Source organism: Janibacter sp. A1S7, assembly GCF_037198315.1.
GTDB classification, from domain to species: domain Bacteria; phylum Actinomycetota; class Actinomycetes; order Actinomycetales; family Dermatophilaceae; genus Janibacter; species Janibacter alittae.
This window is the reverse complement of record NZ_CP144913.1, coordinates 1,775,499-1,788,926: the sequence shown is the minus strand read 5'-3', so window position 1 is coordinate 1,788,926 and position 13,428 is coordinate 1,775,499. Positions and strand designations below refer to the sequence as shown.

The window sequence follows — 13,428 nt, the reverse complement described above, 5'->3', positions numbered from 1 at the left end:
TTCACTCATCCCTTTGCGTTGTCGATGGACGCCTTGGCCGCCGTGACGACGGCGTCGGGCGTGATGCCGAACTTCTCGTACAGGGTCGCGTGGTCCGCCGAGGCGCCGAAGTGGTCGATCCCGACGCTCTCGCCGGCATCGCCGATGACCTCGCGCCAGCCGAAGGGGGTCGCGGCCTCGACGGAGACGCGTGCCCGGACGGCGGGCGGGAGGACCTCGTCGCGGTAGGCCCTCGGCTGCCGGTCGAACCACTCCCGGCAGGGCATGGACACCACGCGCGTACCGGTGCCGGCCTCCTCGAGCGTGGCGCGGGCCGCCATGGCGACGGCGACCTCGGTTCCGGTGGCGATGAGGACCACCTCCGGCACGTCGCTGCTGGACTCGGCCAGGACGTAGGCGCCCTTCGCCGCCCCGGCCGCCGACGCGAACTCGCGGCGGTCGATGACCGGGGTGCCCTGGCGGGAAAGAGCCAGTGCCGCGGTGGAGGTGTTCCTCAGGACCTGGCCCCAGCAGACGCTGACCTCGTTGGCGTCGCCCGGACGGACGACGTCCAGACCCGGCATGGCGCGCAGGGCGGCCAGGTGCTCGATCGGCTGGTGGGTCGGTCCGTCCTCACCCAAGCCGATGGAGTCGTGCGTCCACACGTAGGTCACCGGCAGCTGCTGGAGGGCGGCCAGGCGCACGGCAGGGCGCATGTAGTCGGAGAAGACGAGGAACGTCCCGCCGTAGACGCGGGTCAGGCCCTCGAGCGCGATGCCGTTCATCGCCATGCCCATGCCGTTCTCGCGGATGCCGAAGTGCAGTGTGCGGCCGTACTCGTGGCCCGACCAGGTGTCGGTCTGCTTGCCCTTGGGGATGAAGGAGGGCTGGCCGTCCATCGTGGTGTTGTTCGATCCGGCCAGGTCGGCGGAGCCGCCCCACAGCTCGGGCATGACGTCGGCGAGGGCGGTCAGGACCTCGCCGGAGGCCTTGCGGGTGGCCATGCCCTTCTCGTCGGGCTCGAAGGTGGGAAGTGCCTCGTCGAGGCCCTCGGGGACCTTGGCGTCGACGACGCGGTCGAGCAGCGCGGCGCGCTCGGGGTTGGCTGCACGCCAGGCCGTCATCCGCTCGTCCCACTCGGCGTGGGCGCTCCGGCCACGGGCGACGACCGCGCGGGTGTGCTCGAGCACGGCCTCCTCGACGGGGAAGTCCACTGCCGCGTCGAAGCCGAGCACCTGCTTGATGCCGGCGACCTCGTCCTCGCCGAGCGCGGCGCCGTGGGCGGCACCCGTGTCCTGCTTGGTGGGGGCGGGCCAGCCGATGATCGTGTGCAGGACGATCATCGTGGGTGCCGAGGTGTTCTCCTTCGCTGCCGTGCAGGCCGCCAGGAGCGCGTCGATGTCCTCGACGTACTCCGAGCCGTCACCGGTCCGGCGCCAGTCGACGTGGATGACGTGCCACCCGTAGGCGCGGTAACGGGCACCGACGTCCTCGCTGAAGGAGATGTCGGTGTCGTCCTCGATGGAGATATGGTTGGCGTCGTAGATGACGTTGAGGTTGCCCAGCTCCTGGTGACCGGCCAGTGAGCTGCCCTCGGACGAGACGCCCTCCTGGAGGTCACCGTCGGAGGCGATGCACCAGATGGTGTGGTCGAAGGGGGAGGTGCCCGGCTCGGCGTCCGGGTCGAACATGCCCCGCTGACGGCGCTGGGCCATCGCCATGCCCACTGCGGAGGCGAAGCCGGAGCCGAGCGGCCCGGTGGTGATCTCGACACCGGGCGTGTGGTGGACCTCGGGGTGGCCGGGGGTGAGGGACCCCCAGGTGCGCAGCGCCTCGAGGTCGCTGAGCTCCATGCCGTAGCCGGAGAGGAAGAGCTGGATGTACTGGGTGAGTGAGGAGTGGCCCACCGACAGCACGAAACGGTCGCGGCCCAGCCACGTCGGATCGCTCGGGTCGTGCGTCATCACCTGCTGGTAGAGCAGGTAGGCGGCGGGGGAGAGGCTCATCGCGGTACCGGGGTGCCCGCTGCCGCACTTCTGCACCGCGTCCGCGGCCAGGACCCGGCCGGTGTCGACCGCACGGACATCCAGGTCGCTCCAGCCGGCCTGCGTCGCGACCGGACGGGGCAGGTCGCTGGAGCGCGAGGACGTCCCCGCAGGACCGGCGGGGTTCGCCGAGGTGACCGTCGTGGTGGTTCCCGCGGGGGCCGCGGCACCGGCCGACTTCTTGGCGGGGGCCGTGGGGGAGTTGTCGGTGTCCGTGCTCACGGAGGACCTTTCTCTGCAGATCGTCGGGTGCTCACGTCCCACACTAGTGGGACCGTGGGTGTGTGCCACGACGTGCGGGGGCGGGCTCGAGGGTCCTTTCGACACAGGTAGACTGTCGGCACGGTCGGCGCACCGCGCCACCGCGTCCCACCCCCTTCGGCAAAGGCAGTCCGTGAGCACTCTCGAGTCGACGCGCGACCTGTCGCCGGCGACCCGTCCGTGGCGGCGCACCGTGCGTGCGTACGTCGCGTTGACGAAGCCTCGGATCATCGAGCTGCTCCTCGTCACGACGGTGCCGGTGATGTTCCTCGCCCAGCGCGGCGTCCCCTCGTTGGGCCTGATCGTCCTCACCCTCGTCGGCGGATCGCTCAGCGCCGGTGCGGCCAACACCTTCAACATGGTCTACGACCGGGACATCGACGCGAAGATGGGCCGCACCATCAACCGTCCCCTGGTGACCGGCGAGGCCACGCCCCGAGGGGCGATGGTCTTCGGGCTCGTCCTCACGCTCGTCTCCACGCTGTGGTTGGGACTGCTGGTCAACTGGTTGTCCGCGGCCCTGTCGCTCGCGGCGATCCTGCTCTACGCCGTCGGCTACACGATGATCCTCAAGCGCCGCACGGCGCAGAACATCGTCTGGGGCGGTATCGCCGGGTGCATGCCGACCCTCATCGGGTGGTCCGCGGTGACCAACTCGGTCGAGTGGCCGGCGATCATCCTCTTCCTCGTGATCTTCTTCTGGACGCCGCCGCACTACTGGCCGCTGTCCATGCGCTTCACCGACGACTACTCCGCCGCGGGCGTGCCCATGGCCCCCGTGGTGCAGGAGCAGACCACCGTGGCGAAGCAGATCGTCGCCTACTCCTGGCTGATGGTCCTCACCTCGCTCGCGCTCGTCCCCGTGGCCGACATGGGCTGGATCTACCTCGGGGCGGCCCTGCTCTCGGGTGGGCTCTTCGTCGCCGAGGCGCACCGGCTGATGTCGGCGGCCCGCAAGGGCGCCAGCCAGCAGGTGCTCAAGCCGATGCGGCTCTTCCACTTCTCGATCACCTACGTGACGCTGCTCTTCCTCGGTGTGGCCATCGACCCGCTGCTACACCTGCCGCTACCCGGCCTGGCCTGAGTTACCCTCCCGGCCTGCGTCCACGAACGAAGGGACGCGCGCGGGCCTTGGCGCACGGCCCGGCCCCCTCGGACTGTGCTGCGCCTTGTCGTGTCGGACCGGGCTGTGGCCTGAGCCGGCCCACACCCTCCCTTCGTCCGCTCCCGGGGCGCAGACCTCCGCCGGGTCGCCTCGTGGTGACTGGGTCGCCGCGGATGGGCCGCGTCGTGTCTCGACCACGGTGAGACTTCCCGGCCATCTCCCGACATCCGGGGCATCCGTTCACGGACGGAGCACACACGCGCCACAGACGAGCCCGCGTCCGCCTGCTCGGGTCAGTCAGCCACGAGGGGGTCCGTCGTGCGGGAGAGCACGATCGCTCGGGCGATGACGACGACGAGCGCGGCCGCGCCGAACATGTGGGCCAGGACGAGGACCTCGGGCAGCTTCGTGAGGTACTGCACGTACCCGACGAGACCCTGGGCGAGGGTGACCACGAGGACGACCGCCCAGGCGCGGGCAGGACCGTCCGCGCGCTCGGTGAGCTTGGCACCCAGCCAGACGGCGACGCCGATGCCGATGAAGAGCATGACGGCGTCGGCGTGCAGCCAGGAGATCGTGCGGGGGTCGAAGCCGGTGCGGGCCGGGGTGTCCGCGTCGCCGGAGTGCGGACCCGAGCCCGTCACGACGGTGCCGAGCACGAGCACGACGACGGCCACGGTGCCCAGCAACCAGATGGTGCGCCCGACCAGTGGGTGGAGCAGCGACCGGGTCGGGCCGGCGCTCTGTCGGTAGCGCCACAGCAGCCATGCCGAGATGCCGATGATCACCATGGAGCACAGGAAGTGGAAGCCGACGATCCACGGGTTGAGGCCGGTGAGCACCGTGATGCCACCGACGATCGCCTGTGCCGCGACGCCGCCGAGGACGACCCAGGTGCCGCGGATCAGCTCCGGGCGGTCACGGGCCCAGCGGTACAGCGCGATGAGCAGGACGAGGGCGACGACACCGACGACCCCGGTGAGGGTGCGGTTGCCGAACTCGATGAACTTGTGGACCCCCTCGGCCTGCTCGACGGTGGGGACGTACGACCCCGGGACGCACTGGGGCCAGGTGGGGCACCCGAGCCCGGAGCCGGTGAGGCGGACCAGGCCGCCGGTGAGGACGATGCCGATCTCGACGACCAGGTTGAGCAGGAGCAGGCGGGGCAGCCACGTGCGTGCGGCAGCGGGGTACTCGGACACCCCATCACGGTATGTGGCGCGTCGTCGGTGCCGGTCGTCGGGGGCGGTCACTCGCGCCAGCGGAAGGTACGCACCACGAGCAGGCTCAGTGCGGTGCCCCAGACGAGCAGGACCAGCCACGGCAGCAGTGGCACGTCCCCGTGCCCCAGCTGGTCGCGGAAGGCGTCACCGAGGGCCGCCGACGGCAGCCACTGCACGACCGCGGCGGCCGTGCTGCCGAGTGTCTCAGCGGGCAGCAGCAGGCCACCCAGGCCGGCGAGGAGCACCCACACGAGGTTGGCGACCGCGAGGACGGCCTCGGCCCGCATGGCTCCGGCCAGGAAGAGGGCGAGGGCGACGAAGACCCACACCCCGAGCGCCGCCGTCACCGGGGCGATGAGCAGCCCCACGAGATCGGGCTGCCAGCCCATGGCGACGGCGAGCAGGCCGAGCACCACGAGCTGGACGGCCGCCACGGCGCAGATCGCCAGGGCCTTCCCCGCGAGGAGCCCGTCGGTGCCGACGGGGGTGGTCGCGAGCATGCGCAGTACGCCGTAGCGGCGGTCGAAGGCGGTCTGGATGGCCTGGCCCGTGAATGCCGTGGACACGACGGCCAGCGCGAGGACACCGGGAGCCACCACGGCGATCCGCGGCGCGGCCAGGTCCGGGTACGAGGTCGTGACGAGGGCCACGAGGGCGAGGGCCGGCAGGACGAGGGAGACGAGCAGCTGCTCTCCGTTGCGTGCCAGGATGCCCGCCTCGAAGCGGGCCTGGGCGGCGACACGGGCCGGTCGACGAGCCGGGGTGGGGACGTGGGTCCCGGTCTCAGCGGTCACGGGGGCCTCCGGTGAGTGAGAAGTAGGCGTCCTCGAGGCGGCCGCCGCCGGAGATCTGCTCCGGTGCCCCGTCGGCCACGACGCGCCCCCGGTCGAGGATGACGACCCGCGCCGCGAGACGCTCGGCCTCCTCGAAGCTGTGCGTGGTCACGACGAGGCCGACGCCTGCCTCGGCCTCGTCCCGCAGCAGGTCCCACACCTCCAACCGGGCGTGGGGGTCGAGCCCGGCGGTCGGCTCGTCGAGGAAGGCGACCAGGGGCCCTCCGACGAGGGCGGCCGCCAACGCGACCCGCTGCCGTTGGCCGCCGCTGAGGCGACGGATGGGGGTGGTGGCGAAGGGGGTGATGTCCAGACGCTCGATCAGTTCGGCTGCGCGGTCGGCAGTGTGGAGGCGAGCGAGGTGCGCCATCAGTCGCCCGGCGTTCACGCTCTGGGGCAGGCCGCCGTCCTGGAGCATGACGCCGACGCGGGCCCGGTGGGCCGCACCCGCCTGCCACGGGGTCACGCCCAGGACGCGGCAGTTGCCGGAGTCGGGCCGCAGCAGGCCCTCGAGGCATTCGATGGTGGTGGTCTTGCCGGCGCCATTGGGGCCGAGAACGCAGGTGATCTCGCCCGTGTCGGCGCCCCACGTGGCCCCGTCGACGGCGATGACGTCACCGAAGACGCGGCGCAGGTCCTCCACGACAACGGCTCGGGTCACGGTGGGCAAGTCTAGGCAATGCCGGGGCGGTCCCATGGTTAGGGGTGCCTGTGTTGTCTCCTGTGGAGAATTACGTAACATGGGTGTGTGCTTAATTCACCGCGGGACCTCTCGACGTCGCAGGGCGACGTCGACACCCGTGATGCCAGCACCCGCGACCGGGTGCTCGCGGTGATCAGCGAGCACGGCCCGATCACCGCCGCTGACATCGCCGTCCACCTCGGCCTGACGGCCACCGGCGTACGGCGCCACCTCGACCAGCTGGCCGAGGACTCCTCGGTCACCAGCCGGGCACCCCACCAGGGCAAGCGGGGCCGCGGTCGCCCTGCCCGTGAGTGGGTCGTGGCCGACTCCGGGCACGATCACCTCCCCTCCGAGTACGACGAGCTGGCCACCGAGGTGATGCGCTTCCTGCGGGAGCGGGGCGGTGAGGACGCCGTGCGTGCCTTCGCCGACGAGCGGGTCGCCGGCTTCGAGGCACGGGTGCGCGACCGGCTCGACGCCGCGGGCCCCGATCCGCACGCCCGCACGCAGGCGCTGGTCGAGGCACTGGGGCTCGAGGGTTACGCTGCCAGCGCCCGCCCGGTCGGCGAGGACAGCAGTGTCGGTGTCCAGCTGTGCCAGGGGCACTGCCCGGTCCGACACGTCGCCACGGAGTTCCCCGAGCTGTGCGAGGCGGAGACCGACGCCTTCAGCCGCCTCCTCGGCGTGCACGTCCAGCGTCTGGCCACCTTGGCCCAGGGCCATCACGTCTGCACCACCTTCGTCCCCGCACCGGGGACGCGATCCCACACAGAGAGGTCCACCCGATGAGCACCAACATCGAAGAGCTGAACCCAGGACTCAAGGACATCGGCCGCTACGAGTACGGCTGGTCCGACAGCGATGCTGCCGGGGAGTCGGCCAAGCGGGGCCTCAACGAAGAGGTCGTGCTCGACATCAGCGATCGCAAGAGTGAGCCGACGTGGATGCGGGACCTGCGCCTGAAGTCGCTGCGCCTGTTCGGCAAGAAGCCGATGCCCACCTGGGGCAGCGACCTCACCGGCATCGACTTCCAGAACATCAAGTACTTCGTGAAGTCCACCGAGAACCAGGCCAGCTCCTGGGAGGAGCTGCCCGAGGACATCCGCAACACCTACGACAAGCTCGGCATCCCCGAGGCGGAGAAGCAGCGTCTCGTCGCGGGCGTCGCGGCCCAGTACGAGTCGGAGGTCGTCTACCACCAGATCCGTGAGGACCTGGAGGAGAAGGGCGTCATCTTCGTCGACACCGACTCCGGTCTGCGCGAGCACGAGGACCTCTTCCGGGAGTACTTCGGTACCGTCATCCCGGCCGGTGACAACAAGTTCTCGGCGCTGAACACCGCCGTCTGGTCGGGTGGTTCCTTCATCTACGTGCCGCCGGGCGTCCACGTGGACATCCCGCTGCAGGCCTACTTCCGGATCAACACCGAGAACATGGGCCAGTTCGAGCGCACGCTGATCATCGCGGACGAGGGCTCCTCCGTGCACTACGTCGAGGGCTGCACCGCACCGATCTACACCACTGCATCGCTGCACAGCGCCGTGGTCGAGATCGTCGTGAAGAAGAACGCCCGGGTGCGCTACACGACCATCCAGAACTGGTCGAACAACGTGTACAACCTCGTGACCAAGCGCACCACGGTCGAGGAGGGCGGCACGATGGAGTGGATCGACGGCAACATCGGCTCCAAGGTGACGATGAAGTACCCCGCCTGCTTCCTCATGGGCGAGTACGCCAAGGGTGAGACCCTCTCGGTCGCCCTCGCCGGCGAGGGCCAGCACCAGGACGCGGGCGCGAAGATGGTCCATGCCGCGCCGAACACCTCCAGCTCGATCATCTCCAAGTCCGTCGCCCGTGGCGGTGGACGCAGCTCCTACCGGGGCCTGGTGCAGGTGCTCGAGGGGGCGACGAACTCCAAGTCGAACGTCGTCTGCGACGCGTTGCTCGTCGACACGATCAGCCGATCGGACACCTACCCCTACGTCGACGTCCGCGAGGACGACGTGCAGATGGGCCACGAGGCGACCGTGTCGAAGGTCTCCGCCGACCAGCTCTTCTACCTCATGTCCCGCGGGATGAGCGAGGAGGAGGCGATGGCGATGATCGTGCGCGGCTTCGTCGAGCCGATCGCCAAGGAGCTCCCGATGGAGTACGCCCTCGAGCTGAACCGCCTCATTGAACTCCAGATGGAAGGAGCCGTTGGCTGATGAGCCTGCTGGCTGACACACCGAGCCGACAGGCTCACACCCACTCCGGCGAGACCATGGTTCCGGACGCCTCCCGTGGCGAACGGATCCGCTCGTGGGAGGTTGCCGACTTCCCGATGCCCGAGGGTCGCGAGGAGGACTGGCGGTTCACCCCGATCAGTCGCCTGACGAACCTCCTCGCGGACGAGGCGAGCGGCGCGTCCCTCGAGTGGACCACGCACCTGCCGGAGGGCGTCACCCTCACGACGACATCCGTGGAGGAGCTGGGCCGTGACTCGCTGCCCAAGCCGATCGACCGGCCGGCGGCGCTGGCGGCGACCCACGGTGAGGGCATCTCCCTCGTCGACGTGCCGAAGGAGAGCGAGCTCACCGAGCCGGTGCGCATCTCGCTGGAGGGAACCGAGCGACAGACCGTGAACGGCCACCTCGTCGTGCGCGTCGGCGCGTTCTCCTCGGCGACGATCGTGCTCAACCACACCGGGTCGAGCGACTACAACGAGCTGGTCACCGTGATTGCCGGGGACTCCTCGAAGGTCACGCTCGTCACGGTGCAGGACTGGCAGGACGACACCCACCACCTCGCCCAGCACGACGTCGTCGTCGGCCGGGACGCGTCGGCGCGGCACATCGCCATCTCCATCGGTGGCGGCATCGTGCGGCTGAACACCAACGCGACCTACACCGGTCCCGGTGGGTCCTTCGAGGGCCTGGGCGTGTACTTCGCCGACGCCGGCCAGCACCTGGAGCACCGTCTCTTCGTCGACCACGAGGCGCCGCACTGCCGCAGCAACGTCGAGTACAAGGGCGCGCTGCAGGGCGAGACGGCGCAGACCGTCTGGGTGGGCGACGTCCTCATCCGGGCTGCCGCGGAGGGGACCGACACCTACGAGCTCAACCGCAACCTCATCCTCACCGACGGGGCGCGGGCGGACTCGGTGCCCAACCTCGAGATCGAGACCGGAGAGATCGTCGGCGCCGGTCACGCCTCGACGACCGGACGTTTCGACGACCAGCAGTTGTTCTACCTGCAGTCCCGTGGTGTCCCGCAGGAGCTGGCCCGCCGTCTGGTCGTGCGCGGGTTCTTCAACAGCATCGTCCAGCGCATCGGTGACGACGAGATCAGCGAGAAGGTCATGGCCGCCATCGACGAGGAGCTCGAGGCGAGCTCGGGGGCCACGGCATGAGCACCGCGACCGAGGCCGACTTCATCCGCGTCTGCCGGCTCGACGAGTTGCCGGACGTGGGCGCTGCCAAGGCGGAGATCCAGGGACGGGTCGTCTCGATCATCCACGCCGAGGACGGCAGCGTGCACTGCATCGACGACGAGTGCACGCACGGTCGTGTGTCGCTGTCCGAGGGCGAGGTCGAGGGGTGCGAGATCGAGTGCTGGCTGCACGGTTCGCGCTTCAACCTCGTGTCCGGCAAACCGACCAGTCTCCCGGCCACGGTCCCCGTGGTCGTGCACGCCACGCGAGTCATCGATGGCGAGGTGTTCGTCGCACTGTCCGACGAGGCGCCTCGCACGGTCTGACGGTCGCCGGCCCACCCCAATCATCTCCACATACGAAGGACGAACAGACATGGCAACGCTCGAGATCACCGACCTGCACGTCAGCGTCGACACCGAGGAGGGCTCCAAGGAGATCCTCAAGGGTGTCACGCTGACCCTGAAGTCCGGCGAGACGCACGCGATCATGGGGCCGAACGGCTCCGGCAAGTCGACCCTCGCCTACTCCATCGCGGGTCACCCCAAGTACACGGTCACCTCCGGGTCGATCACCCTCGACGGCGAGGACGTGTTGTCGATGAGCGTCGACGAGCGCGCCCGCGCAGGGCTCTTCCTCGCGATGCAGTACCCGGTCGAGGTTCCCGGTGTCACGGTGAGCAACTTCCTGCGGACCGCCAGGACCGCCATCGACGGGGAGGCCCCGAAGCTGCGCCACTGGGTCAAGGACGTGCGCACGACCATGAGCGAGCTGCGCATGGACCCGACCTTCGCCGACCGCAACGTCAACGAGGGCTTCTCCGGTGGTGAGAAGAAGCGCCACGAGATCCTGCAGATGGAGCTGCTCAAGCCGAAGTTCGCCGTCCTCGACGAGACGGACTCCGGTCTGGACGTCGACGCCCTGCGCGTCGTCGCCGAGGGCGTCAACCGCGTGCAGGACAAGACCGACTCCGGTGTCCTGCTCATCACGCACTACACGCGGATCCTGCGCTACATCAAGCCGGACCACGTGCACGTCTTCGTCGACGGACGCATTGCCGAGCAGGGTGGTGCGGAGCTGGCCGACCAGCTCGAGGCCGAGGGCTACGACCGCTTCGTGCCGACGGGGGAGCCCGCCGCGATCACCGGGGCGTGATGATGACCGAGCAGCTGATCCCGGACACGGAGCTGGCCGCACTGCGCGACCAGTTCCCGATCCTCGGGCGCAGCGTGCGCGGGGGCAAGCCGCTGGTCTACCTCGACTCGGGGGCGACCTCGCACAAGCCGCTTGCGGTGCTCGACGCGGAGCGGGAGTTCCTCGTCACGGCCAACTCCGCTCCGCATCGCGGCGCGCACGCGCTCTCCGAGGAGGCCACCGAGGCCTACGAGCAGGCGCGTGCGGACATCGCCGCCTTCATCGGCGCGGCCGAGCGCGAGGTCGTCTTCACCAAGAACGCCACCGAGGCGCTGAACCTGGCGGCCTACGCCTTCTCCAACGCGGAGGCGGGATCACCCCTGCGCGTCGGTGAGGGGGACGAGATCCTCATCACCGAGGCAGAGCACCACGCCAACCTCGTGCCGTGGCAGGAGTTGTGCCGACGCACCGGCGCGACCCTGCGGTGGATCGGAGTCACCGAGGACGGCCGACTCGACATGGACCAGCTGGAGGGCATGGTCACCGAGCGCACCAAGGTCATGGCCTTCACCCACGCCTCGAACGTGCTCGGCGCCATCAGTGACGTCCCGCGCTTCGTCGCCGCGGCGACGTCGGTCGGAGCGATCACCGTCCTCGATGCCTGCCAGTCGGTACCCCACCTGCCGGTGGACGTCTCCGAGCTCGGTGTGGACCTGATGGCCTTCTCCGGCCACAAGATGTACGGCCCCAGCGGTATCGGGATCCTGTGGGGTCGTTACGACCTGCTCGACCGGATGCCGGCCTTCCTCACCGGCGGCTCGATGATCGAGATCGTGCGGATGGAGGGCAGCACGTACATGGCCCCTCCGACCCGCTTCGAGGCAGGCGTGCCGATGACCAGCCAGGCCATCGGCCTGGGTGCCGCCGTGCGCTGGATGCGCGAGATCGGCGTCGAGCGCATCGCCGCGCACGAGCAGGCGCTCACCGCCCGGCTGCTGGATGCGGTTGCGGCCCGGGACTGGGTGCGCCTCGTCGGCCCGGCGGACACTGTCCACCGGGGTGCGGCGGTCAGCTTCGTCGTCGACGGCGTGCACGCGCACGACGTCGGTCAGGTACTCGACGACCACGGTGTCGCCGTGCGCGTCGGTCACCACTGCGCCTGGCCGCTGCACCGCGCCTACAAGATCGCGGCCACCACGCGCGCCTCGATGGCCGTCTACAACACCCCGGCCGAGATCGATCGCCTCGTGGAGGCACTGGACACCGTTCCCGGCATCTTCGGTGTGGATCGGGGGGCTGCCTGATGAATCTCTACCAGGAGCTGATTCTCGACCACTCGAAGCGTCAGGTCGGGCACGGCCTGCGTGAGGGGCACCTGGCCGAGGTCAGCCACGTCAACCCGACCTGCGGCGACGAGGTCACCCTGCGGGTGCACCTCGACGGCACCGGACCGGACGCGACGATCACCGACATCTCCTACGAGGCGATGGGCTGCTCGATCTCGATGGCGAGCACCTCGATCCTGGCCGACGAGCTGACCGGTGAGTCGATCGCGGACGCCATGGAGATCCACGCCGCCATGCGCCAGATGCTCACCAGCCGCGGCCAGGAGAGCGGCGACGAGGAGATCATCGGGGACGGTGTCGCCCTGGCCGGCGTCGCCCAGTACCCGGCGCGCGTGAAGTGCGCGCTGCTGAGTTGGATGGCTCTCACCGACGCCCTCGTCCAGGCCGGCGTCGATATCGCGAAAGAAACCGAAGGAGAGACCGCATGACCGCCCAGGCACCGACCCCCACCAACGTCGCAGACGTCGAAGAGGCGCTGCGCGACGTCGTCGACCCCGAGCTCGGCATCAACGTCGTCGATCTCGGCCTCGTCTACGGCATCACCGTCGACCCGCAGAACCATGCGGTCATCGACATGACCCTCACGTCTGCCGCCTGCCCCTTGCAGGACGTCATCGAGGACCAGGTCGACTCCGTGCTGACCGACCTGGTTGCCGGCATGCGGATCAACTGGATCTGGATGCCGCCGTGGGGCCCGGACAAGATCACCGACGACGGGCGCGAGCAACTGCGCGCCCTCGGCTTCAACATCTGATCATCCACGCCCGATGACCCGCCTCATCGAGGTCGATGCGCATCGCCTCGACCGGTGGGTCGATGGCTTCGCGGCCCGGCACGACGGCGTCACCCGCTCCGTCGAGCCGGGCCGTGTGCTGCTCGTCGGCGGTGACGGTGCCCGTGCCGTGGGGGAGACGTTCGAGCACGAGCACATCGGTCTGGTGCTCGTGCGTCGCGGCGGCCACGCCGTCGGTGTGGACGAAGGGGGCGAGCTCACCTCCCACACGTGCGGCACCCGGTACGTCCAGTCGCGGACCAAGGCCGGTGGGTGGAGCCAGCAGCGGTACAGCCGCCGACGCGGCAACCAGGCCGACTCGGTCGTCTCCGCGGTGGCCGAGCTCGCGTGCAAGCACCTGCCTCCCGGGCGAGTGGACGCCCTCGTCCTGGGCGGCGACCGGACGTTGGCCGAGCAGGTGCTGACCGACCCGCGACTGGCCCACTTGGGTGACCTCGAGCGACGAACGCTGTGGAACCTGCCCGATCCACGGCTGTCCGTCCTCGAGGATGCCGCGAGACGGTCCCGGGCAGTGCGCTTCACGCTCGACGACTGAGCACGCGGGATGCCGGGAGCCCCGGCCCGCGTCGTCGAGCGAATGCGGTGACCCGACGGACCGCGACCTACACTGAC

14 protein-coding genes are annotated in these 13,428 nt (G+C 69.8%); 10 read left to right on the top strand and 4 right to left on the bottom strand.

The features are described 5' to 3' along the window. Window positions 1-5 precede the first annotated feature (5 nt). Window positions 6-2,108, bottom strand: a complete 2,103-nt coding sequence (gene tkt / locus V1351_RS08555; RefSeq protein ID WP_338752491.1) for a transketolase — start codon at window positions 2,106-2,108, stop codon at window positions 6-8. Between the two features lie 310 nt (window positions 2,109-2,418). Here tkt and V1351_RS08550 point away from each other — a divergent pair, with 310 nt between their 5' ends. After that, window positions 2,419-3,369 (top strand): heme o synthase, encoded by a 951-nt coding sequence (locus tag V1351_RS08550; protein WP_338747739.1) that lies wholly within the window; start codon window positions 2,419-2,421, stop codon window positions 3,367-3,369. Between the two features lie 314 nt (window positions 3,370-3,683). Here the strand turns inward: V1351_RS08550 and V1351_RS08545 are convergent, their stop codons facing one another. Genes V1351_RS08545 through V1351_RS08535 form a run of 3 tightly spaced genes read right to left on the bottom strand, consistent with a single transcriptional unit; the run spans window position 3,684 to window position 6,107 of the window. Continuing rightward, window positions 3,684-4,592, bottom strand: a complete 909-nt coding sequence (locus V1351_RS08545; protein WP_338747738.1) for a COX15/CtaA family protein — start codon at window positions 4,590-4,592, stop codon at window positions 3,684-3,686. 47 nt (window positions 4,593-4,639) lie between these two features. Then, a complete protein-coding gene (locus V1351_RS08540; RefSeq protein WP_338747737.1) occupies window positions 4,640-5,407 on the bottom strand; it encodes an ABC transporter permease in 768 nt (255 codons plus the stop codon). Further along, window positions 5,397-6,107, bottom strand: coding sequence for an ABC transporter ATP-binding protein (locus V1351_RS08535; RefSeq protein WP_338747736.1), 711 nt, complete (start codon window positions 6,105-6,107; stop codon window positions 5,397-5,399). The genes V1351_RS08540 and V1351_RS08535 overlap by 11 nt, the downstream gene beginning before the upstream one ends. An 87-nt stretch (window positions 6,108-6,194) precedes the next feature. On the opposite strand from V1351_RS08535, the gene V1351_RS08530 reads away from it, so the two are divergent. Genes V1351_RS08530 through V1351_RS08490 form a run of 9 tightly spaced genes read left to right on the top strand, consistent with a single transcriptional unit; the run spans window position 6,195 to window position 13,351 of the window. After that, entirely contained in the window at window positions 6,195-6,920 is a 726-nt protein-coding gene (locus V1351_RS08530) for a helix-turn-helix transcriptional regulator (protein ID WP_338747735.1), read from the top strand. Next, a complete protein-coding gene (sufB, locus tag V1351_RS08525; RefSeq protein ID WP_338747734.1) occupies window positions 6,917-8,338 on the top strand; it encodes a Fe-S cluster assembly protein SufB in 1,422 nt (473 codons plus the stop codon). Before V1351_RS08530 ends, sufB begins: the two co-directional genes overlap by 4 nt. Beyond that, on the top strand, window positions 8,338-9,522 hold the full coding sequence (gene sufD, locus V1351_RS08520) for a Fe-S cluster assembly protein SufD (protein WP_338747733.1): 1,185 nt from the start codon (window positions 8,338-8,340) through the stop codon (window positions 9,520-9,522). Before sufB ends, sufD begins: the two co-directional genes overlap by 1 nt. Continuing rightward, a complete protein-coding gene (locus V1351_RS08515; RefSeq protein ID WP_338747732.1) occupies window positions 9,519-9,869 on the top strand; it encodes a non-heme iron oxygenase ferredoxin subunit in 351 nt (116 codons plus the stop codon). Before sufD ends, V1351_RS08515 begins: the two co-directional genes overlap by 4 nt. Window positions 9,870-9,918: 49 nt before the next feature. After that, the gene (gene sufC / locus V1351_RS08510) at window positions 9,919-10,698 is read left to right on the top strand and encodes a Fe-S cluster assembly ATPase SufC (RefSeq protein WP_338747731.1); all 780 of its coding nucleotides are present in this window, start codon (window positions 9,919-9,921) and stop codon (window positions 10,696-10,698) included. Between the two features lie 2 nt (window positions 10,699-10,700). Further along, window positions 10,701-11,981, top strand: a complete 1,281-nt coding sequence (locus tag V1351_RS08505) for a SufS family cysteine desulfurase (RefSeq protein ID WP_338752489.1) — start codon at window positions 10,701-10,703, stop codon at window positions 11,979-11,981. Beyond that, entirely contained in the window at window positions 11,981-12,451 is a 471-nt protein-coding gene (gene sufU / locus V1351_RS08500; RefSeq protein WP_338747730.1) for a Fe-S cluster assembly sulfur transfer protein SufU, read from the top strand. Before V1351_RS08505 ends, sufU begins: the two co-directional genes overlap by 1 nt. After that, complete coding sequence (locus tag V1351_RS08495; protein WP_338747729.1) at window positions 12,448-12,777, top strand: metal-sulfur cluster assembly factor; 330 nt, start codon at window positions 12,448-12,450, stop codon at window positions 12,775-12,777. The genes sufU and V1351_RS08495 overlap by 4 nt, the downstream gene beginning before the upstream one ends. A gap of 13 nt (window positions 12,778-12,790) precedes the next feature. Beyond that, window positions 12,791-13,351 (top strand): acVLRF1 family peptidyl-tRNA hydrolase, encoded by a 561-nt coding sequence (locus tag V1351_RS08490; RefSeq protein WP_338747728.1) that lies wholly within the window; start codon window positions 12,791-12,793, stop codon window positions 13,349-13,351. The last annotated feature ends 77 nt before the right edge of the window (window positions 13,352-13,428 follow it).